At 34.8% G+C, this 23,008-nt stretch carries 21 protein-coding genes and 1 tRNA gene; 11 read left to right on the top strand and 11 right to left on the bottom strand.

Annotated features, from left to right (window positions below; translation table 11 throughout):
* Positions 1-21: 21 nt before the first annotated feature.
* The 10 genes from FYC62_RS17625 to atpD all read right to left on the bottom strand — a co-directional run bounded on the left by FYC62_RS17625 (position 22) and on the right by atpD (position 12,071).
* On the bottom strand, positions 22-711 hold the full coding sequence (locus FYC62_RS17625; RefSeq protein ID WP_240534709.1) for an alpha-isopropylmalate synthase regulatory domain-containing protein: 690 nt from the start codon (positions 709-711) through the stop codon (positions 22-24).
* Between the two features lie 5 nt (positions 712-716).
* Positions 717-1,526 carry a beta/alpha barrel domain-containing protein gene (locus tag FYC62_RS17620; RefSeq protein ID WP_240534708.1) on the bottom strand — a complete coding sequence of 270 codons (810 nt, stop codon included), beginning with the start codon at positions 1,524-1,526 and terminating at the stop codon, positions 717-719.
* Positions 1,527-1,583: 57 nt separating this feature from the next.
* Positions 1,584-3,059, bottom strand: coding sequence for an ATP-binding cassette domain-containing protein (locus tag FYC62_RS09985; RefSeq protein ID WP_317131485.1), 1,476 nt, complete (start codon positions 3,057-3,059; stop codon positions 1,584-1,586).
* A 172-nt stretch (positions 3,060-3,231) separates the two neighbouring features.
* On the bottom strand, positions 3,232-4,713 hold the full coding sequence (gene ilvC, locus FYC62_RS09980; RefSeq protein WP_039452214.1) for a ketol-acid reductoisomerase: 1,482 nt from the start codon (positions 4,711-4,713) through the stop codon (positions 3,232-3,234).
* A 141-nt stretch (positions 4,714-4,854) separates the two neighbouring features.
* Complete coding sequence (gene ilvN / locus FYC62_RS09975; RefSeq protein ID WP_149074825.1) at positions 4,855-5,457, bottom strand: acetolactate synthase small subunit; 603 nt, start codon at positions 5,455-5,457, stop codon at positions 4,855-4,857.
* A gap of 19 nt (positions 5,458-5,476) precedes the next feature.
* Positions 5,477-7,198 (bottom strand): biosynthetic-type acetolactate synthase large subunit, encoded by a 1,722-nt coding sequence (gene ilvB / locus FYC62_RS09970; protein ID WP_205943847.1) that lies wholly within the window; start codon positions 7,196-7,198, stop codon positions 5,477-5,479.
* Positions 7,188-8,867 (bottom strand): dihydroxy-acid dehydratase, encoded by a 1,680-nt coding sequence (ilvD, locus tag FYC62_RS09965; protein WP_149074823.1) that lies wholly within the window; start codon positions 8,865-8,867, stop codon positions 7,188-7,190. The genes ilvB and ilvD overlap by 11 nt, the downstream gene beginning before the upstream one ends.
* Positions 8,867-9,745, bottom strand: a complete 879-nt coding sequence (locus FYC62_RS09960; RefSeq protein ID WP_149074822.1) for a branched-chain amino acid transaminase — start codon at positions 9,743-9,745, stop codon at positions 8,867-8,869. Before FYC62_RS09960 ends, ilvD begins: the two co-directional genes overlap by 1 nt.
* Before the next feature lie 494 nt (positions 9,746-10,239).
* Positions 10,240-10,488 carry an ATP synthase F1 subunit epsilon gene (gene atpC / locus FYC62_RS09955; RefSeq protein WP_039452231.1) on the bottom strand — a complete coding sequence of 83 codons (249 nt, stop codon included), beginning with the start codon at positions 10,486-10,488 and terminating at the stop codon, positions 10,240-10,242.
* 74 nt (positions 10,489-10,562) lie between these two features.
* Positions 10,563-12,071: a F0F1 ATP synthase subunit beta gene (gene atpD / locus FYC62_RS09950; protein ID WP_039452234.1), complete on the bottom strand. Its 1,509-nt coding sequence runs from the start codon at positions 12,069-12,071 to the stop codon at positions 10,563-10,565.
* Positions 12,072-12,438: 367 nt separating this feature from the next.
* Between atpD and FYC62_RS09945 the strand changes: the two genes are divergently transcribed.
* The 7 genes from FYC62_RS09945 (at position 12,439) to obgE (ending at position 18,254) form a co-directional block, all read left to right on the top strand.
* The gene (locus FYC62_RS09945) at positions 12,439-13,740 is read left to right on the top strand and encodes an SGNH/GDSL hydrolase family protein (protein ID WP_149074821.1); all 1,302 of its coding nucleotides are present in this window, start codon (positions 12,439-12,441) and stop codon (positions 13,738-13,740) included.
* Positions 13,741-13,859: 119 nt separating this feature from the next.
* A complete protein-coding gene (locus FYC62_RS09940; protein WP_149074820.1) occupies positions 13,860-14,765 on the top strand; it encodes an SDR family oxidoreductase in 906 nt (301 codons plus the stop codon).
* Positions 14,766-14,842: 77 nt separating this feature from the next.
* Positions 14,843-15,304 (top strand): redoxin domain-containing protein, encoded by a 462-nt coding sequence (locus tag FYC62_RS09935; RefSeq protein WP_149074819.1) that lies wholly within the window; start codon positions 14,843-14,845, stop codon positions 15,302-15,304.
* Positions 15,305-15,326: 22 nt separating this feature from the next.
* On the top strand, positions 15,327-16,313 hold the full coding sequence (floA, locus tag FYC62_RS09930; protein WP_039452245.1) for a flotillin-like protein FloA: 987 nt from the start codon (positions 15,327-15,329) through the stop codon (positions 16,311-16,313).
* A gap of 154 nt (positions 16,314-16,467) precedes the next feature.
* Positions 16,468-16,541: transfer RNA gene (locus FYC62_RS09925), tRNA-Arg, on the top strand.
* 65 nt (positions 16,542-16,606) lie between these two features.
* Entirely contained in the window at positions 16,607-17,179 is a 573-nt protein-coding gene (locus FYC62_RS09920) for an adenylate kinase (RefSeq protein ID WP_149074818.1), read from the top strand.
* A gap of 76 nt (positions 17,180-17,255) precedes the next feature.
* Positions 17,256-18,254, top strand: coding sequence for a GTPase ObgE (obgE, locus tag FYC62_RS09915; RefSeq protein WP_149074817.1), 999 nt, complete (start codon positions 17,256-17,258; stop codon positions 18,252-18,254).
* 87 nt (positions 18,255-18,341) lie between these two features.
* Here obgE and FYC62_RS09910 read toward each other — a convergent pair whose 3' ends face one another.
* A complete protein-coding gene (locus tag FYC62_RS09910; protein ID WP_026903831.1) occupies positions 18,342-18,740 on the bottom strand; it encodes an acyl-CoA thioesterase in 399 nt (132 codons plus the stop codon).
* Positions 18,741-18,852: 112 nt separating this feature from the next.
* Between FYC62_RS09910 and FYC62_RS09905 the strand changes: the two genes are divergently transcribed.
* The 4 genes from FYC62_RS09905 to FYC62_RS09890 all read left to right on the top strand — a co-directional run bounded on the left by FYC62_RS09905 (position 18,853) and on the right by FYC62_RS09890 (position 23,002).
* Entirely contained in the window at positions 18,853-19,455 is a 603-nt protein-coding gene (locus FYC62_RS09905) for an alpha-ketoglutarate-dependent dioxygenase AlkB family protein (RefSeq protein ID WP_149074816.1), read from the top strand.
* Positions 19,452-20,177 (top strand): YqjF family protein, encoded by a 726-nt coding sequence (locus FYC62_RS09900; RefSeq protein WP_149074815.1) that lies wholly within the window; start codon positions 19,452-19,454, stop codon positions 20,175-20,177. The genes FYC62_RS09905 and FYC62_RS09900 overlap by 4 nt, the downstream gene beginning before the upstream one ends.
* Before the next feature lie 145 nt (positions 20,178-20,322).
* Entirely contained in the window at positions 20,323-22,401 is a 2,079-nt protein-coding gene (locus FYC62_RS09895) for a vWA domain-containing protein (RefSeq protein ID WP_149074814.1), read from the top strand.
* Positions 22,388-23,002 (top strand): trimeric intracellular cation channel family protein, encoded by a 615-nt coding sequence (locus tag FYC62_RS09890; RefSeq protein WP_039452260.1) that lies wholly within the window; start codon positions 22,388-22,390, stop codon positions 23,000-23,002. Before FYC62_RS09895 ends, FYC62_RS09890 begins: the two co-directional genes overlap by 14 nt.
* Positions 23,003-23,008 lie beyond the last annotated feature (6 nt).

The raw sequence follows: 23,008 nt of genomic DNA, 5'->3' as shown, positions 1-23,008 counted from the left end.
TCGATAAGGCAAATTTAAATCTTATATAAATTTATTTATAGCATCTAAATAAGCATTTGCAGATGCTTTTACGATATCAGAACTGAAACCGTATCCTGCATAATATTTATCGCCATATTTTACTCTCATATTTACTTTGCTGGTATCATTACTTCCACCATGTATAGCATCTATGTGAAACTCTTTTAAGGCAACCTCTTTTTTAATGATGCTATCCATTGCTCTAATAGTTGCGTCTACTGGGCCGTTTCCTGATGCTACGGCTTCATATACTTTTTCATGAATTTCTAGCTTTACCATAGCGGTAGGAATTAGCGGGTCGCCGCACATCACCTGTAATAATTTTATGGTGATACCATCTTTATAATTACGCTCTGTACCATCGCCCATTAAAAGTAATAAGTCGTCATCTTTGATTTCTTTTTTACTATCAGCAAGTACTAAGAAACGCTCGTAAACATCATCTAAGTTTATTTTTTCAATAATATAGCCTAAACGCTCTAAATGATGCTTAAGCGCATGACGACCACTTCTTGCAGTTAAGATAATCTCTGATTGGTCTATCCCTACATCTTCCGGATTGATGATTTCATAATTCTCTCTGAATTTTAAAACACCATCTTGATGGATACCCGAACTATGCGCAAATGCATTTTTACCTACAATAGCTTTGTTTGGTTGTACTGGCATACGCATCATACGACTTACCATTCCGCTTAATTCATAGAATTTTTGCTGTTGATATGGGTATAATATCCCAATTGATGGGTTTTTAATATCATAGCAACTTCTTCTAAAGAAGTATTACCTGCTCTTTCGCCAATACCATTAATGGTACACTCTACCTGGCGAGCTCCATTTTGAATACCAGCAATAGAATTTGCTGTTGCCAAACCTAAATCATTATGGCAGTGTACAGAAATTATAGCTTGGTCTATATTTTTAACATTCTCTTTCAGGAAACGAATTTTAGCACCATACTGGTCTGGTAAGCAGTAGCCATTGGTATCTGGTATGTTAACTACTGTAGCACCAGCTGCAATTACAGCTTCTATCATTTGGGCAAGAAAAACTACATCTGCTCTTCCGGCATCTTCTGCATAAAACTCAATATCTTCAACAAACTTTTTGGCATATTTTACTGCTGCAACACCACGCTCCAGAATATCTTCACGGGTACTGTTAAATTTGTATTTGATATGCATGTCTGATGCGCCAATTCCAGTATGTATTCTTGGTCTTTTGGCATGCTTTAAAGATTCTACAGCAGCATCAATATCCATAGTATTGGCTCTTGTTAAAGCACAAATAATAGGTTCTCTTACTGCTTTAGATAGCTCAACAACACTTTGGAAATCTCCCGGACTTGAAATAGGGAAACCAGCCTCAATAACATCAACACCTAAGATTTCTAGTTCTTTTGCAATCTCTATCTTTTCTGATGTTGTTAATTGACAGCCAGGTACCTGTTCACCGTCTCTTAAAGTAGTGTCAAAAATGTAAATTCTATTCGGGTCGTGTAACATATTCTTTTGTTAGCTTCATTTACCTTTTACAGGATGAAATGAATTTTTTATCTCTTTTTATATGGATAACGCAAGGCTCAACTCATTTAAAGCCTTATGCTTTTTATTTTCTTTATCTATTTCTTCTATCAGAAGAACTTCTCCGTTCTCCAAAACAATCCTTTTTTCTAAGCAATTGGGTAATTGAGATTCAAAATGACCTACATAAATGATAGTCATACCATTGCTGCCAAGCTCATCTACCAATTGGTTAAAATATTGTGTTTGTTGTTTGTCTAAACCTTGGCAAGGCTCATCCAGAATAAGTAATTCTGGGTTTTTAATGATGGTTCTAGCTAGTAAAACCAATCTTTGTGCTCCTAAAGGCAAAGTATTTAAAAGTCTGTTTTTCTCTTTGGTTAAACCGAAATATGCAACCAACTCATCTACCAAAATACTTTTAGAGTAAGGTAACTGTCTAAATAAACCCACCGAATCATAAAGGCCAGAAGCAACACTTTCCCATACCGTAGCTGATGCATCAAAATACCAATGAAATTCTGGAGAAATTAAGCCAATATGTTGTTTAATATCCCAGATACTTTCTCCGCTTCCTCTTTTATGACCAAATAAATACAGAGTATTAGCATAAGATTGTGGGTGGTCGCCATTAATTAAACTTAATAAGGTTGATTTACCAGAGCCATTATGCCCTTGTAACAACCATTTTTCGCCAGCTTTAACTTCCCAGTTGATATTTTTTAGCACTTGTTTTTCGCCATAACTAATTTGGATATTCTCCATTTTAGCTATCTGCTGAGAGCTATAAACTGGTGATGTTCTTAAAAAAGCTGGTACAGTTTTATTTTCCTTTAGGGGGATGAATTGCTGTAAATCTGTCTTCGTATTTACGGCTACCAATTTTTTGTTTGCAATGGTAGCAAAACGATTGATTGATGATGGTAAATCATCATCATTACTGATTAAGATTAATGTTACCCCTGATGATGCAGCTTCATCTAAAAGAAGATTTAGGTTTTTTCTCGATTTTAAATCTAAACCTGTATAAGGCTGGTCTATAATAAGCACTTGAGGTTTTAACCACAAAGCTTTAACTAGTTGTAATTTTTTATGCTCGCCGCTAGAAAGCTCTATAAGTTGCGAGTTTTGTAAAGATGTAAAGTCTAATCTATCTAAGATAGGCTCAACATCAGCAATATTTAAGTGATGTTCTTTAGCGTAATAAGCTAGTTCTGCTTTTACAGTTAAAGTATCTTTTGCCTGTTGGCTGGTATAGCGTTGCTGATAGTAAAAATTAGCAACACCTTCTAAATTCTTAAACTGATACCAACTTTCTACCAACAAAACTTTTGCAGGTAATTTACTTGTATCGTTAAAGTTGATTTCGATATTACCAAAGGCAGGTATTAAGCCAGCTATAGCTTTAGCTAAGGATGTTTTTCCGTTGCCGCTATTCCCACCTAATAACCAGTTTTCTCCCAAAAGGATAGTCCAATTCAAATCCTCCAACACCAACGTTTGTGGGTATTGCAAGTTTAAATTGTTAATATGGACGACTGGTTGTGACATAAATTTCACCATTAAATCCCCTCTCAGAAAGAGAGGGGATTTGTTGGCAGAATAAAATTTAACTTTATTATGTTAATTAATATATAGCACTCATTGTACTCCCTCTCCTTTGGAGAGGGTTGGGGTGAGGCTTTTTTTACGCCGTTTTAATAGCTTTCATAGCTGTCATTGCTTTACGCAATTTTACACCTACAACTTCCACTTGGTGGCTACGTAAAATTTCATTGATTTCTACTAATCTTCTGTTATCTACAGAACCATCTTTACCTTCATTAAAGTTTTTACCTACTAAGTCAGTGTCAACTTTTTTCATGAAATCAGCTAATAAAGGCTTACAAGCTTGGTCAAATAAATAGCAACCGTACTCAGCCGTATCAGAAATTACGCGGTTCATTTCGAATAATTTTTTACGAGCAATGGTATTTGCAATAAGTGGAGTTTCGTGTAAAGACTCATAATAAGCAGACTCTGGTTTAATACCAGCCTCAACCATAGTTTCAAAAGCTAACTCAACACCTGCTCTAACAAAAGCAACCATTAATAAATAATTATCAAAGTATTCTTGCTCGCCAATTTTAACATCTCCGGCAGCAGTTTTTTCAAAGGCAGTTTCACCTGTCTCTGCTCTCCAAGCCAATAAGTTTTTATCGCCATTTGCCCAGTCTTCCATCATGGTACGGCTAAACTCACCACTCATAATATCATCTTGATGCTTTTGGAATAAAGGACGCATAATGTCTTTCAACTCTTCAGAAACTTCAAAAGCTTTAACTTTTGCAACATTGCTTAAACGATCCATCATGCCAGAAACGCCACCATGTTTTAAAGCTTCAGTGATAACTTCAACACCATATTGTACCAATTTAGAAGCGTAACCAGCATCAATACCTTTTTCAGTCATTTTATCAAAAGAAAGGATAGAGCCAGTTTGTAACAAACCACAAAGTATAGTTTGCTCGCCCATTAAATCTGATTTTACTTCAGCAACAAAAGATGATTTTAATACACCAGCTCTGTGACCGCCAGTACCTACACAATAAGCTTTTGCTTGCGCTAAACCTTTACCTTCAGGATCATTTTCTGGGTGTACAGCAATTAAAGTAGGTACACCAAAACCTCTTACATATTCTGCTCTTACCTCGCTACCTGGGCATTTAGGCGCCACCATAATAACGGTAATATCTTTACGGATTTGCATGCCTTCTTCAACGATGTTAAAACCGTGAGAATATAACAGGGTAGAACCTTGTTTCATTAAAGGCATAATAGCATTTACAACAGCAGTATGTTGCTTGTCTGGTGTAAGGTTAACCACTACATCTGCAGAAGGAATTAGCTCTTCATAAGTACCAACTTTAAAGTTGTTTTCAGTAGCGTTTTTCCAAGAATCACGTTTGCCTTCAATTGCTTCTTTACGCAAAGTATAGCTTACATCTAAGCCGCTATCTCTTAAATTTAAGCCTTGGTTTAAGCCTTGTGCACCGCAACCTACAACTACAATCTTTTTCCCTTTTAAAGCATTTACACCATCTGCAAACTCAGCATTATCCATGAATTCGCAAACGCCTAATTGGTTTAGTTTTTCTCTAAGGGGTAAAGTATTAAAATAATTTGCCATTGTTTTTTGTTTTTATGTCCGAAGTTGGAAGTCTGTAGACCGGAGCCAAATTCGTTCTTTATATATGTTTGTTTATTGTTTCTATTTTTTTAATTAATTCTTATGACTTTGGCCTTATGACCTCGGTCTGCCGACGTTAAACTACATTGTAAACACCTTATCGCCATTATTCAGGTACTCATTTTCTGAAGCTGATTCTCCTGGTTCGCGGTTTTCAAATTGTTTAAGTTTGGTATGGAAACCATCGCTAGCTTTTATAATAGCTACACGGGCGCTTCTCACAAACTCTATTAAACCATATTGTTGTAGTACAACTACCAAAGCATCAGTTTCCTCTCTGTGTCCGGTGGTTTCAAAAACGGTATAATCTTTACGGATAACCACTGCTCTTGCACCATATTCACGTAGTAAACGCTCTACACTTACATGCTCTGCAATAATTTCTGTAGGTACTTTGTAAAGTGCAAGTTCTTGCCAAATAACATCTTCATTGGTGTTATAGTATACTTTTAATACCTCAACTTGCTTTTCTAGCTGACGAGCAACTTTTCTTACCACCTCTTCGGTTTCGTTTATCACGATGTTAAAACGGTGAATACTTTCTACCTCAGAAGGCGATGTATTTAAGCTTTCTATATTCAGTTTTCTTCTACTAAATATAATTGCTATCCTGCTCAGTAAACCAACCTGGTTTTCGGTATAAACAGTGATGTTAAATTCCTTCTTTTCTAATTTTGATTCCATGATTTTTTAAATTGAAGGTTTACTTAAGCCTGATTTCGCTAACGCTACAGCCTTGTGGAACCATAGGGAATACATTATTTTCTTTGGTCACCATAACTTCTAAAAGGTATGAGCCTTTATGATCAAGCATGGTTTTTAAAGCGTCTTTAAGCTCTGCTCTTTCCGATATTTTTTGTCCGTCTATGTAATAGCTTTTTGCAAGAGCTACAAAATCCGGACTGGTAATATCAACAAAAGAATATCTTCTATCGTGGAAAAGCTCTTGCCATTGTCTTACCATCCCTAAGAACTGATTATTCAAAATCATGATTTTTACATCAATACCACTTTGCATAATAGTGCCTAGTTCTTGTAAAGTCATTTGGAAACCACCATCGCCAATAACAGCAACTACGGTTTTTTCTGGCGCACCAAACTTAGCTCCAATAGCTGCTGGTAAAGCAAAACCCATAGTACCTAAGCCACCGCTGGTGATATTACTTCTGGTATGGTTAAATTTAGCATAACGGCAAGCTACCATTTGGTGTTGACCAACATCTGTTACAATAATGGCGTCTCCTTTTGTTAATTGGTTAAGCTGATTGATTACCTCGCCCATAGTTAACTCTCCAGATTGAGGATTAATCTCAGCATCAATACATTGTTCAATCTCTTCTCTGGTGTAAGTTCTAAATTTTTCTAACCACTCTTCGTGTTTCTTTTCTTTAACTAAAGCAGTTAATAAGGGTAAAGTTTCTTTACAATCTCCCCATACCGGAACATGAGCTTTTACATTTTTGTCAATCTCGGCAGGGTCTATATCTAAGTGGATAACCTTAGCTTGTTTAGCATATTTGTCTAAGCGGCCAGTAACACGGTCATCAAAACGCATCCCAATAGCAATTAAAACATCGCACTCATTGGTTAAAACATTTGGCCCGTAATTACCATGCATACCTAACATACCTACGTTTAAAGGATGGTCTGTAGGGATAGCGCCTGCGCCTAAAATAGTCCAAGCAGCCGGAATACCTGTTTTTTCTACAAAAGCTTTAAATTCTTGCTCTGCATTACCTAACAGTACGCCTTGTCCAAATAAAACAAAAGGTTTTTTAGCCTCGTTAATTAAAGCTGCGGCTTGTTCTATATAGTTATTTCTAATAATAGGAGCAGGACGGTAACTTCTGATATGCTCACATTTTTGATAACCGTTATAAGCTGTTAATTGTAATTGTGCATTTTTAGTAATATCAATAAGTACAGGGCCTGGTCTGCCTGTTTTAGCTATATGGAAAGCTTTTGCTAATACCTCTGCAATTTCAGAAGCATCAGTTACTTGATAATTCCACTTAGTAACAGGTGTAGTGATATTGATAACATCAGTTTCTTGGAAAGCGTCTGTTCCTAAAAGATGCGCAAATACTTGCCCAGTGATACATACCATTGGGGTACTATCAATTTGAGCATCAGCTAAACCTGTAATTAAGTTGGTAGCACCTGGTCCGCTAGTAGCAAACACAACACCTACTTTTCCTGATGTACGGGCGTAACCTTGTGCAGCATGTGTTGCACCTTGCTCATGACGAACAAGAATGTGTTTTAGTCTATCTTGGTAATCGTATAAAGCATCATAAATAGGCATGATTGCCCCGCCTGGATATCCAAAAATGGTCTCAACGCCTTCGGCAATTAAACCGTTTAATAAAATTTCTGAGCCTTTAAGCTGTTCTACAGTGATTGCTGTCTCTTCCTCAGAACTCATCAGTAACGCATCCTTCTGTTGCATTTTTTACAAGTTTAAAATATTTATACAATACCCCGCTTTTTACCGGAGGCTCTGGTTGTGTCCATTTTGCTTTTCTTGCAGCTAGTTCTTCCTCAGAAAGCATCACATTAATGGTGTTTTTAGTAGCATCAATTTCAATGATGTCATCATCATTAATTAAAGCGATATTACCACCTTCAAATGCTTCTGGAACGATATGGCCTACCACAAAACCATGGGTGCCACCAGAAAATCTGCCATCAGTAATTAATGCCACAGAAGAACCTAAGCCTGCACCGTAAATGGCAGAAGTTGGTTTTAACATTTCTGGCATACCTGGTCCGCCTTTTGGTCCAACATAACGGATAACCACTACATCTCCTGCTTTTACTTTTCCTGAAGATATACCTTCAATAAGTGCTGATTCTCCGTTAAAAACTCTTGCTGGTCCGGCAAAACGTTCACCTTCTTTACCAGATATTTTAGCAACACTACCTTGAGTAGCGATATTACCATATAGCATTTGTAAGTGACCGGTAGCTTTTATTGGGCTTTCTATAGGGAAAATGATTTTCTGCTCGTCAAAATCAAGGTCTTTAACTTCAACAAGGTTTTCTGCAACGGTTTTTCCTGTAACAGTTAAGCAATCGCCATGTATTAAACCTTTCTTTAAAAGATATTTCATAACAGCAGGTGTGCCACCTAAATCATGAACATCTTCCATCATATATTTTCCGCTAGGTTTTAAATCTGCAATTACTGGTACGCTATCGCTGATGTCTTGGAAATCTTTCATAGTTAGCTCTATCCCTACAGATCTAGCCATAGCTATGAGGTGTAAAACTGCATTGGTAGAACCTCCCATGACCATGATAACAACCATGGCATTATGGAAAGCTTTACGAGTCATGATATCACGAGGTTTGATATCTTTCTCCATTAAAATTCTAATGAACTTACCGGCCTCTAAACATTCATCTTTTTTCTCTTGGCTTAAAGCCGGATTTGATGAACTGTAAGGCAAACTCATACCAAGAGCTTCTATTGCAGAAGACATGGTATTAGCAGTGTACATACCACCACAAGCGCCAGCACCCGGACAAGAATGTTCTATAATACCTTGATAATCTTCTTCGCTAAGGTTACCAGCAATTTTTTGTCCTAAAGCTTCAAAAGCAGATACAATATTTAAAGATTGTCCTTTATAATTTCCAGAGTGGATAGTACCACCATAAACCATAATAGATGGTCTGTTTAATCTTCCCATGGCAATGATAGCGCCAGGCATGTTTTTATCACAGCCAGGTAAAGCTATTAAAGCATCATAATAATGGCCTCCACAAACAGTTTCTATAGAGTCAGCAATAACATCTCTTGATACTAAAGAGAAACGCATCCCATCTGTACCATTGGTAATGCCATCACTTATACCTATGGTATGAAATTTTAAACCTACAAGATTATTGTTCCAAACGCCTTTTTTTACAATTTCAGCTAAATCATTTAGGTGCATGTTACAAGTGTTGCCATCATAACCCATGCTGGCAATACCTACTTGTGCTTTTGCTAAATCTTCTCTTGTTAAGCCAATTCCATAAAGCATTGCTTGTGATGCAGGCTGAGTTTCATCCTGCGTAATAGTCTTACTGTACTTGTTTAATTCCATTATATAATTACTTCAAAACTTAATTTATCTAATACTAAATTTTTATATGCTCTTTGGAGGGTTGCTCCTAAAGAGTCTTTAAAAGGTGTTTTAAAAGGGATATCGTCTAAAGACGCAAGCCCAACAACTTCTACAGCTGTACTGCATAAAAATGCGCTATCTGCGTTTTTTAGTTCTTCTACAGAAATAAGTTTTTCTATTACTTCTATATCTAGTTGTTTGGCAATTTTAATAATGGTAGCTCTGGTAATGCCAGGTAAAATATATGCTGATATTTCTGGAGTATACAGCTTCCCATTTTTCTCTATAAAAATATTTGCACCAGGCGCTTCTGCTACATAGCCTCTAGCATCTAGTTGTATAGCATCATCGTATCCATTTTGTGCTGCATCTGTTGTAGCTAAAATAGAGTTGATATAATTACCTGTAAGCTTTGCATCTACAGGTACTGATTTTGGATTTGGTCTTTCAAATCTAGAAATACAAGTATTTAAGGGTTTATTGGAATCATAATAATCCCAATGCCAAGCCATAATGGTAATTCCTGATTGCTTATTTACTTTTAAATCCATGCCTATACCACAAGTAACCAAAGGTCTTAAATAAGCATTCTTTAATCTGTTTTTATGTAAAACTTTATAAGAAACTTCAATAAGTTCTTCTATATCCCAATGAAAAGGAATGTTTACTTTTTCACAAGAGCGTTTTAAGCGTTCAAAATGTTCGCGAACTTTAAAAAGCTTTATACCATTATTGGTTTGGTAAGATCTAATACCCTCAAAAGCTCCAAAACCATAATTAACAGTTTGACTGAAAATATCTATACCTGCATTTTCTGCCTGGACAAATTCTCCATCTTGGTATATAATTGTTTTCATTTTTTTATTGGGTTTAAATGATAAAAAAAAAGCCTTCTTTATTGGAAGGCATTTTTAATTTTATGTAGCTAATTAAAACATGCCTTCAACTGCATACCTAGTAAAATAGGTAAGAAAATAATGACTGTTATAAGAGCTGTTAAAATCATATTTATACTTTACTTTTTATCAACTTTAATCTTCTCAAGGTAAGGCATGTAATATTTAATGTCAATAGTAAATCATGAAAAAAGCTAAAAAAAATATTATTTCATAAAATGATGTCAAACAGAATAATATTTGCTCTTGAAACATCAAACCGTTATAAATTTCATAATTTTTGAACCAAAAATGAAAATGGTATTCAGTATAAATTAGATTAATACTATGCAAGCATTGTATTTTAGGAGCTAAATCTTCCTAAAATGTTAATAGGGTTTAAAAAAATTGAAATTTTGGTCAAAAAAAAACCGATAGCATGAACCATCGGTTTTAATATTTTATTGAAGCTTTATTTAGCTCTCCATTACTCCTTCAGCAAGGACAATAATCTTATTATCAATAACTTCTATTGCACCACCATTAATGATAAGTTTTTCTGTCTTACTTGTTGTTCTAATGATAACCTGTCCTTTCTCTAAAGTAGAGATGATAGGAGCGTGGTTATTTAGTACTTCAAAAGACCCCATGGTTCCTGGAACAGTTACTGATATAACTTCACCATCGAATACTTTTTTATCTGGAGTTAATATTTCTAAATTCATGTTTTAGTATTGAGTAGTGAGTATTGCGTATTCAGTTTTAATCTCAATACGCAATACTCTTATCTAACATCTTTTTAAGCGTTTGCTTCAGCTAATAATTTTTTACCTTTTTCAATAGCATCTTCTATACTACCTACAAGGTTAAATGCTGCTTCAGGATACTCATCAACTTCTCCATCCATAATCATATTAAAGCCTTTAATGGTGTCTTTAATATCAACTAAAACACCTTTTAAGCCTGTAAACTGTTCTGCTACGTGGAAAGGTTGTGATAAGAAACGTTGTACCCTTCTTGCTCTTGCTACGGTTAATTTATCTTCTTCAGATAACTCATCCATACCTAAAATAGCAATGATGTCTTGTAATTCTTTATAACGTTGTAAGATTTCTTTTACTCTTTGGGCGCAAGCATAGTGCTCTTCTCCAACCACTACAGGAGTTAAGATTCTTGAAGTAGAGTCTAATGGATCTACTGCAGGGTAGATACCCAGCTCTGCAATTTTACGAGAAAGTACTGTAGTAGCATCTAAGTGAGCAAAAGTTGTAGCTGGAGCAGGGTCAGTTAAATCATCTGCAGGTACGTAAACCGCTTGTACAGATGTAATAGATCCTCTTTTTGTTGAAGTAATACGCTCTTGCATAGTACCCATTTCAGTTGCTAATGTTGGTTGGTAACCTACCGCAGAAGGCATACGACCTAATAGCGCTGATACCTCAGAACCTGCTTGTGTAAAACGGAAGATATTATCAATAAAGAAAAGGATATCTTTTCCTTGTCCATCTCCTTCACCATCACGGTAGTATTCTGCAATAGTTAACCCTGATAAAGCTACACGAGCTCTAGCACCAGGAGGCTCATTCATTTGTCCGAAAACGAAGGTTGCTTTAGAATCTTTTAATTCTTCTTTATCAATTTTAGATAGATCCCAACCACCTTCTTCCATAGAGTGTTTAAAAGCATCGCCATATTTGATGATACCAGCTTCAATCATCTCACGTAAAAGGTCATTACCCTCACGAGTACGCTCACCTACGCCAGCAAATACTGATAAACCGTCATAAGCTTTCGCGATGTTGTTAATTAATTCCTGAATTAATACAGTTTTACCAACACCAGCACCACCAAATAAACCAATTTTACCACCTTTTGCGTAAGGCTCTAATAAGTCAATTACTTTAATACCTGTAAATAAGATTTCATTTTCTGTAGAAAGATCTTCAAATCTTGGAGGTAAATTATGGATAGATTTACCATTTACTTTGTCAATATTTTCGATACCGTCAATAGCATCACCAACAACATTGAATACACGACCTTTAATACCTTCGCCTATTGGCATTTTAATAGGAGCTCCGGTATCAGTAACATCCATACCTCTTACTAAACCGTCTGTAGAGTCCATCGCTATGGCTCTAACTCTGTCTTCACCTAAATGCTGTTGTACCTCTAAAATGATTTTTTGACCATTTTCTTTACGGATTTCTAAAGCATCGTAAATTTTCGGCAGTTTGGCATCCTCGGCTGAGAAACTAACGTCTACAACTGGTCCGATGATTTGTGCTATTTTTCCAATGTTTGGCATATCGAAATTTAATTATGTATCAGTGAGATATAAATCCCTATCAATTGAATTTTTGAGTGGGCAAAATTACTTTTTATTCATCAAAATACAAATATATGTATGTAAAATGTTTTTAAGGAATATGTATACTACTCATTTGTTTTATAAGTTATTGTTTTTCAGTTATTTATGTTGTAATTTGTTTTTTGACTTTTCGAGGATTTTATTAGGTGAAGTTTGTTTTCTCAATGACTCTTCCTTTTATAAAATTCCGGCATAAATTTTTCTTTAAAAAAAATAGGAATGAATCTAAAAATTTGTTATGCTTGCATAATAAAGAAAAGATAAGCTCATCTTGTCTTAACCAATTAACTTAAAATAATTTAAAATGAAATTTAAATACGCATTTAAATGGGCTTTTGCGGCTATAATTTTAGTTGCATCGGCTTGTAAGAAAGATGATGAAGCTGCTGTTGTTCCTAGTTCTGGAAGTGCAGATTTCACTAGATATATTTCAATAGGGAACTCATTAACAGCAGGTTTTGCTGATAATGGTTTGTACTTAAATGGTCAGCTAAATTCTTTTCCAAGTATTATAGCGCAGCAAATGAAGCTTGCGGGTGGTGGGGAATTTGCGCAGCCTCTGTTTTCGTCAAACCAAGCTAATGGATCTGGTTATGTACGTTATGGAGGTTTAACTCCTGCTGGTACGCCAATTTTGATTCCTGTAACCACTAATTTAGGTATAAGGGGTTCGGCAACTATACCTGGGTTCGGCAATGTAACTTTATATACCAAGCATACCGGTCCTTTAAATAATTACGGTGTACCGGGTATCAAATTAAGAGACATAAAATTAAATGTTTACGGAAATGTTAATGGTTATTTTGAGCGTTTATTAGCCGGAAATGCTGGAACCAACACTACTACATACCTAGATTTTGTTACAACAACACCTTTTACCTTCTTTACCAATTGGTTAGGTAATAATGATGCTTTAGGATATGCTACTAGTGGCGGAGTGGGAGATGTGTTAACACCAACAGCAGATTTTACTACCATGTATACAGAATTAATCAATAAGTTAACAGCTACAGGGGCAAAAGGTGTGGTAGCAACTGTGCCAGATGTTTCTGTTATACCGTTTTTTAATACGGTAACTGTGGCGGCAGTTTTAGCTGGGGTAAATGCTCTCAGACCGACTGGTGTTCCTGCATTTACAAACATTTTTATAGCCACAAGTGCTGGTGCTAGAGTTGCAACTGCAGAAGATTTAATTGTGCTTAATTTTCCCACATCTTTAATGGGAGGAGCTACTTTATATGGTTTAACACCTTCCAATCCAATTGAAAGTAGATATGTGCTAGATAGAGATGAAGTTGCTAATGTTAGAGCAGCAATAACAAGTTACAATAACACCATTAAAACAGTTGCTAATTCTAAAGGCTTGGCTGTTTTTGATGCTAATGAGTATCTAAATAAATTTAAAGGAGCAGGTACTACTGTTGATGGACTTACCTTTACTACAGCTTATATTAGTGGAAAAATATTCTCTTTAGATGGTGTACACCTAACTCCAATGGGTTATGCGGTAGTTGCTAATGAGTTTATAAATGTTATTAATGCTAAGTATAATGCAACCTTACCAAAAGTATATTTAGGAAATTATAGCTTTTTAAGGTTCAACTAAAGACTGCTTAACTAGAGTTTTCTCAAAAATATAAGAGGATAGTTTAGTCGACTATCCTTTTTTTATTTTAAAATGAATCTTAAAAATGGTTTTTCATGCAAAAGAAGTATTTTCGGGCAATGAAAAAGATTTTAGTAACCGGCAGCAATGGTCTGTTGGGGCAAAAAATAACCGAAAGAATTTTAGCTCAGCAAGATTTTGAATTAATTGCTACATCTAAAGGGCAAAACAGATATGCTGTAAAAGATGGTTATACCTATGCAGAAATGGATATCACCAATGAAGATAGTATCCATGAGGTTGTAGCTAAATACAAACCAGATGTGATTATTCATACAGCTGCAATGACTAATGTAGACACCTGCGAGAATGAAAAGGAACTTTGTTGGCTGCTTAATGTTACAGCAGTAGATTACTTGATTAAAGCATGTAAGAAATACCAAATCCAGTTGGTTCATCTTTCTACAGATTTTATTTTTGATGGTGAGGATGGTCCTTATACGGAAGAAGATAAAGCTAATCCAGTTTCTTATTATGGAGAATCTAAATGGGCTGCGGAACAGCTTTTAATGCAATCTGATATTCATTATACCATATTAAGAACCATTATTGTTTACGGTATTGTGAATGATATGAGTCGAAGTAATATTGTACTTTGGGCTAAAGGTGCTTTAGAAAAAGGTTTGCCGATTAATATTGTTAACGACCAATGGAGAATGCCAACTTTAGCAGAGGATTTAGCAGAAATTTGTTTATTAGCCGCTCAAAAAGGTGCAAAAGGTATTTATAATGCTTCTGGAAAAGATATGATGAGTATTATGGAGCTTGTAGAACAAGTGGCAGACTTTTATAACTTAGATAAAAGCTTAATCAAACCTATTAGCTCTGATTCTTTAAACCAGGCTGCCAAAAGACCAAAAAGAACAGGATTTATTTTAGATAAATCTGTCAAAGATTTAGGATATCAACCACACTCTTTTAAAGAAGGTTTAGAAATTATGGATAAACAATTGAAACAAAGGTGAGTTGTTAGAAGTTAAAGATGAGATTCTAAAATCAATTACTCAATAAATAATCATTCAAAAATCAATAAATAAATATTATGGCATTACAATTAGGAGAACAAGCACCAGATTTTACTTTATTTAATTCTGAGCTTAAAGAAGTAAGTTTAACAGATTTTGCAGGCAAGAAAGTAATTATTCACTTTTTTCCAATGGCATTTACAGGAGTTTGCACAACACAATTGTGTACAATGAGAGATAATTTTGGTTTTTACGAAGGGTTAAATGCTCAAGTATTAGGGATTTCAGTAGACTCTCCATTTACTTTAGCTAAATTTAAAGAAGACAACAATTATCAATTCCCATTATTATCAGACTTTAACAAAGAGGTTTCACAAGCATTCGGAGCTTTTTACGATGAATTTGTGTTTAATTTAAAAGGGGTTTCTAAAAGAGCAGCTTTTGTAATTGATGAAAACCAAAAAGTAATTTATGCAGAAGTATTAGAATCTGCTGGAGATTTACCAAATTTCAAAGCAATTGACGATATTGTCAAATAATTAAATTTAAAAAATTCAGCTTATGGAGGGTTCTCTAAACATTGTGTTTATTATAGTAGGGAGTTTTATTGCTCTTGTACTTGTATTGTATTTTTTACCCATAAATTTGTGGTTCACAGCCCAATTATCTGGTGTAAGAATTAACTTACTTAATTTGGTATTAATGCGATTAAGAAGAGTACCCCCTTCTTTGGTGGTAAACGCCATGATTACCTCTACTAAAGCTGGTTTAAATATCACTTCAAACGAGATTGAAACGCATTATTTAGCCGGTGGGCATGTAAATAATGTTATAAAAGCTCTTATTTCTGCAGATAAAGCTAATATTCCTCTTGATTTTAAATTAGCTACCGCGATAGATTTAGCTGGGCGAGATGTTTTTGAAGCCGTACAACTGTCAGTAAATCCAAGAGTTATCAATACACCTCCGGTTGCTGCTGTTGCAAAAGATGGTATACAATTGGTTGCTAAGGCAAGAGTTACAGTAAGAGCAAATATTAACCAACTGGTTGGTGGTGCTGGCGAAGAAACTATTCTAGCTCGCGTAGGCGAAGGTATTGTAACTACTATTGGTTCTGCAGTTAGCCATAAAGAGGTTTTAGAAAATCCTGATAAGATTTCTAAAGTTGTACTTTCTAAGGGCTTAGATTCTGGAACAGCATTTGAAATTTTATCTATTGATATTGCTGATATTGATATTGGCGATAACATAGGTGCTAAATTACAAACAGACCAAGCTGAGGCTGATTTAAAAGTTGCTAATGCTAAAGCTGAGGAAAGAAGGGCTATTGCAGTTGCTTTTGAACAAGAAATGAAAGCAAAAGCACAAGATGCAAGAGCTAAGGTGATAGAAGCGGAAGCTCAAGTACCGCTAGCTATGGCAGAAGCATTTAGAAGCGGTAATCTCGGAATTATGGATTATTACAAAATGCAAAACATACAGGCTGATACAGAGATGAGAGAATCTATTTCAAGACCTAGTGGAGATCAAAAAAAGGATAAAAAGTAATATATATATCTTTGTATAGAAAGCGCTTAGTGAAAATTAAGCGCTTTTTCTATTTTAAAGATTTTGAGTTAAGCAATTCTAATCTACCTTATTTCAAATAAAATTTGCATTAATGTCTATATTGTCTATTTTTGCATTCCCAAATATGGGAAATGGATCTGTAGCTTAACTGGATAGAGCACCTGACTACGGATCAGGAGGTTAGGGGTTCGACTCCCTTCAGGTCCACTAATTAAGGTAAAGCCTTTTTGCCAACAGGCGAAAAGGCTTTTTAAATTTTAACAGATATCACTATGCTTAATTTAGTACTCTTTGGCCCTCCGGGAGCCGGTAAAGGCACACAATCTCAAAATCTTATTGAAAAATATAACCTAGTACATCTTTCTACAGGTGATATTTTAAGAGGAGAGATTAGTAATGGCACAGCATTAGGGCTAGAAGCTAAAAAATTAATGGATGAAGGTGTTTTAGTGCCTGATGAAGTGGTTATTGGTATGATTAGCAATAAATTAGATGCTAACAAAGGAGCTAATGGTTTTATCTTTGATGGTTTCCCAAGAACAGTAGCTCAGGCAGAAGCTTTAGATAACTTATTATCATCTAAAGGTGAAGCCATATCTGGAATGATAGCTTTAGAAGTAGAGCCTGTAGAATTAGAAAAAAGACTATTGTTAAGAGGTAAAGATTCTGGTCGTCCTGATGATCAAAATCCTGAAATTATTAAAAAGCGAGTAGAAGAGTACAATTCTAAAACAGCACAAGTAGCCAGTTATTACAAAGAGCAAGGTAAGTTTACCAGTGTTAATGGAATTGGTACTATTGAAGATATTTTTACCAATATTAGTAAAGTAGTAGATACTTACTAAGCAAATTTTACAAAAAAACTGGCGGATGTGTTTCTGTACATCCGCTTTTTTTATTTTTACAGAGGAGAATAAAACTATGTCACAGGGCTCAAATTTCGTTGATTATGTTAAAATTTGTGGACGTTCAGGTAACGGAGGTCCCGGTTCTGCACATTTACACCGCGATATAAGAACAAGTATGGGAGGCCCCGATGGTGGCGATGGCGGTAGAGGTGGCCATGTGATTGTGAGAGGTAATGCGCAGCTATGGACATTGCTGCATCTTAAATACCGTAAACATGTTATTGCAGAGCATGGCATGTCTGGTGGTAGTTCTCTAAAAACTGGTAAAAGTGGTGATGATGAAATTTTAGAAGTGCCTTTGGGTACAGTAATAAAAGATGCTGAGACAGGTGAGATTGCTTTTGAAATAACGAAAGATGGTGAAGAGCGCATCTTAGTTGAAGGCGGAAGAGGCGGTTTAGGTAACTGGCATTTTAAGAGTGCTACCCGTCAAACTCCTCGTTTTGCACAACAAGGGGAGGCAGGAAAAGAAGAATGGAAAATTCTTGAACTCAAAGTTTTAGCAGATGTTGGTTTAGTAGGTTTTCCTAATGCTGGTAAATCTACCTTATTATCTGTTATTACTGCTGCTAAGCCAGAAATTGGCGATTATCCTTTTACAACCATAGTCCCAAATTTGGGTATTGTTTCTTACCGTGGTAATCAATCTTTTGTGATGGCAGACATCCCTGGTATTATAGAAGGTGCTTCAGAAGGTAAAGGCTTAGGTTTTAGATTTTTGCGTCATATAGAAAGAAACTCCGTTTTACTTTTTATGGTTCCTGCCGATACACATAGAAGTATTAAAGAAGAGTATGAGATTTTATTAGCAGAGCTGGAAGCTTATAACCCAGAAATGATGCAAAAGCCAAGGATTTTGGCAATTACAAAATCTGATATGTTGGATGAAGAGCTTGAAAGCGAAATGCGTAAAGAAATTGATTTAGACATTCCTTTTATTTTCATTTCTTCCGTGGCACAAAAAGGGCTTTTAGAACTTAAGGACTTACTTTGGAAAGAGATTAATCAGTAGCCTAACAGTTATGGTTAAAAGTTTCTAGTTTCTAGTGTTTGTTTTTAGTTCTAATAAAACTACTTGCTATTCTATAAACCTTCAAACTCAAATATTATCTCCCTTAAATTTCTCTGAAGAATAAACAATTTTAGTTTTACCATGAGGCTCTGGTTTTCCATCCTCGTTCATGTTTACAAATACAATTTTATCTATTGTTAAAATTCGTTGACGAGTTATTTTATTCCTCACTTCGCAATATAAAGTGATGGAAGTAGTGCCAAAATGTGTTGCTGTAATACCCATTTCTATCACATCACCTAAGCGGGCCGAGCTTACAAAATTAATTTCAGACATGTATTTAGTAACCACCCTGTTATTATCTAGCTGGCAAATGGTGTAAATAGCTGCTTCTTCATCAATCCATTTTAATAAACTACCACCAAATAAAGTTCCGTTAGGGTTTAAGTCTTCTGGTTTTATCCATTTTCTGGTATGAAAATTCATCGTTTTTCTTTTAAAGAAAAGCTATTAAATATCAAAAAGCAAGATAAATCATCAATTTATTTTAAAAACTTAATGCATGCAAACCTGTTAGCTTCATATAAGGAAATTACTGATGGATTTATTTAATCAGCGTAAGCAAACTAATTTTTTACCTTATGATGGTGAGGTGCTTTATTATCCAAATATTCTTTCTTTAGAAGATGCAAAAGCATTTTATCAAAATCTTTTATCAGGTATAGCTTGGCAGCAAGATGTAGTTAAGATTTTTGGAAAGCAATTTATCACCGCTAGAAAAGTAGCTTGGTATGGAGAAAATGATTGCGCCTACACTTATTCTAACCAAACTAAAATTGCCTTACCTTGGACAAAAGATCTTTTAACGTTAAAATATAAAGTTGAGGATATTTCTAAAGAACATTATAACGCTTGTTTGTTAAATCTTTATCATCACGGCGATGAAGGTATGGGATGGCACAGTGATGATGAAAAATCAATTGTTCCGCAATCTGCAATAGCCTCTTTAAGCTTTGGAGCAGCAAGAAAATTTGTGTTTAAGCATAAAGAAAGTAAAGAAAGTGTTTCTCTGTTATTAGAGAATGCTAGCTTATTGGTAATGAAAGGACTTACGCAAGAGAAATGGCTACATGCTTTACCTAAAACTAAGAAGGTGAAAGATTTAAGAATAAATTTAACATTCAGAAAAATGATTTTATGAGTAAGGAAAGCCCTTTTTTAACTGCCGAATGGAATGATTTAATCATGGCTAATTATGTTATTGATGCTGAGCTGTTGATGCCTTATATCCCCAAAGGAACTGTTTTAGATGATTACCACGGGGAAGTATTCGTAAGTTTAATTGGTTTTATGTTCGAGCAAACTCGTTTATTAGGTTTTAAAATACCTTTTCATGTAAACTTTGAGGAAGTGAACCTAAGATTTTATGTGAAATACTTAGATCAAGGCATTTGGAAAAGAGGTGCGGTCTTTATTAAAGAAATAGTGCCTAAACTTGCTATAAGTTTAGTAGCAAATACTTTGTATCGCGAGAAATATAGTACCATGCTCATGAAGCATTACAAAGCGCAAACTACAAATGAAATAAAACTAGGTTATTTCTGGAAATATAAAGGAACATGGAATAGCATAGAAGCTGTAACTTCTACCAGTGCAAGAGCTATGGAAGCGGGTAGCGAGGAAGAGTTTATTGCAGAACATTATTGGGGCTATGCTCAATATAGTGACAATATTACTTATGAATATGCTGTTAGACATCCCTCTTGGTTAATTTATGATGTAGCGTCTTACCATATCAATTGTGATTTTGAAGGTTTATACGGTGCTAAATTTGCCTTTTTAAAAGATAGGAAACCTAATTCTGTTTTTATTGCTCAAGGTTCGCCTATTAAGATTATGAATAAAAATGTGCTTAAATTTTGAGACCTTTTACCTGCGTATTTGTCGCCTCATAAATTAATATCTACATTTAGTATCAAAAATTACACATAAAAAAATACGTTCTTTAACTATCATTCTCTTTGTGATGTTTTTTGTTGAGGTAATTTTTAGATTTTTATAATTTAACATGGTGCAATCCCTTTTATTTATAGTATTTACAGAGTTATCTATCTGGTGGATTTTACCTTGTTTAGGTGTAGGTCTTTTATTTGGATGGTTTTTTTATAGAAAGGAGCTGAAGCAAAAATCGAACTTATACTACTTCTTATTTGCTTTAAGAGTTATTTTAATTAGTCTATTGTGTTTTTTATTATTAGCGCCTCTTATCAAAACTCAGCGTAAGCGTATAGAAAAACCTTTAATTATTATTGCACAAGATAATTCTGCCTCTATTAAAGTAGGGAAACCCACTGGATTTGATTTAAAGACTTACGATAAGCAGTTAAAGTTATTTAAAGAGCGTTTAAGGGAAGATTATGAAGTAGAAGTTTTAAGTTTTGGAAAGGCAGTTAAATTAAACGATACTTTAGATTATAAAGAGCAACAAACAAACCTATCGGTACTTTTTGATTTCATCAATAAGCAATACGAAGGCAGAAATTTAGGTGCAGTTATTTTAGCTTCAGATGGGATTCTAAATGCAGGATACAACCCCATTACCGAGCTTACAAAATTTAAGTCGCCAATTTTTACCATTGCTTTAGGCGATACTATCCCTAAAAAGGACTTATTTATCAATAGCACTAATTATAACAAAATTGCTTATTTAGGTAATGATTACTCGGTGGCTGTTAATTTAGGTGCTTTTGATTTAAAAGGAAATAAAGCTACTGTGAATATAAAAGCCGAAGGCTTGCAAACTTTTAATAAAACCATTTTGATTGATGAGCAAGATTGGCGAAATGCTTTAATCTTCAACTTAAAAGCCGCTAAGCTAGGCGTACAAAAAATAACCATAGAGGCTTTACCTTTGGAGAAAGAGGCAACCTTACAAAATAATAAGCAAACCATTTTTATTGATGTCTTAGATGGCAAGAAAAAAGTATTGTTATTGGCTCATGCTCCGCATCCGGATTTAGCAGCCATTAAGCAGGGTTTAGATGCTAATGAAAATTACGAAGTGCTGGTAAATGTGGTCAATGGCAATGAGAGTAATCTTGATTTTGACGCCTTTAGTTTGGTTATTTTGCATAATCTACCATCAGCGAAAGCGCCTATAAAAACTGTTTTTACTAAAATAAAAAGTAAACCCAAATTGTTTGTGATAGGACTAGATGTAGATTTTATACAATTAAATCAAGTTCAAGATTTACTAAAAGCAACAAGAGGAATAGCTACCCAGGATTTTTTACCAAAGTTAAATACTGGCTTTTTTGCTTTTAGTTTGTCTGCAACATCTACCGGACTGATAGCTAAATTCCCACCTTTAAGCAGCCAGATAGGCTCTTTTACATTCGTTGCTCAGCATCAAAATTTTTTGGTTAAACCTGATGATAAGCCGCTTTTATCTTTCGTGAATCAGAATAATTTAACCACCGGCTTTCTTTTTGGAGAAGGTTTATGGAAGTGGCGACTAGAAAACTACAAGCTTGCAGAAAACCATGATGCTTTTCAGGAGATTTTAAACAAAGTAGTACAATATTTAAGTGTACAAGAAGATAGAAGGAAATTTAGAGCCTATCCAGCAAAAAATAGGTTTAATGATGATGAAGCTATCATGCTAAATGCAGAGCTATATAATGATGTTTTTGAGCCTGTAAAAAATGCCGAAATAGCGGTAGATATTTTTAGCAATACGGGTAAAAAGTATAGCTATATTTTTACGGCTAAAGGAGAAAATTACGAACTTAATGCTGGTTTACTACCAGCAGGCGATTATAATTTTATAGCTAGAACTAGTGCTACAGGGAAACAAGAAGTGGTAAAAGGACAGTTTTTGGTAGAACAGCAGGTGGCAGAATATCAACAAATTAAAGCCAATCATCAGTTACTTTATCAAATAGCGCAAACAACCGGAGGAGATTTTTTATATCCTGATGATTTAGAAAGTTTAAACTCACGCTTAAAGGAAAAAGAACAAATCAAAACTATAGCTTTTGAAGATAAAAGCTATGATGATTTAATTAATTTGAAATGGTTTTTTGCTGTTTTGATGCTTTTCATAACCTTAGAATGGTTTTTAAGAAAGAGAAATGGAATTATTTGATAGTTTAGGATATGTCATAACCATTTGCGGAACTATTTCTTTCGCAATATCTGGCGCTTTTGCTGCTATGCAGAAAAGATTAGATGCTTTTGGAGTACTCATTGTAGCTTTTGTAACAGCCGTTGGCGGAGGGACTTTAAGAGATTTAATTGTTGGAGATACGCCTGTATTTTGGTTAAAAGGCGCCAATTATAGCTTGCTGATTATTTTAACTGCTTTGTTTTCCATGTTTTTTTGGAAGAAACTAAAATCATTAAAAATAACCTTGTTTCTATTTGATTCTTTAGGCTTAGGTTTTTTTACCATTGTAGGTTTGCAAAAAGGTCTAAGTTTTGATTTAAGTCCGGGTATTTGTATTGCTTTAGGGACTATTACAGGTTGTTTCGGTGGTATTACTAGAGATATATTATTAAATAACATCCCCCTAATTTTTAGAAAAGAGATTTATGCTACAGCTTGTATAGTTGGAGGCTTGTGTTTTTTCTTATTGTCTTATTTAGGGATGAATATCGCTTTGGTAGAAATTATATCCGTAATTGTAGTTTTTGTTATCAGGATAATTTCTGTGAAGTATAATTTTACTCTACCAAGGTTTTACTAACCAACA

The organism is Pedobacter aquae, assembly GCF_008195825.1.
Taxonomy (GTDB): domain Bacteria; phylum Bacteroidota; class Bacteroidia; order Sphingobacteriales; family Sphingobacteriaceae; genus Pseudopedobacter; species Pseudopedobacter aquae.
Note: the sequence above shows the minus strand (reverse complement) of the source record. Positions and strands in the feature narration are given on the sequence as shown.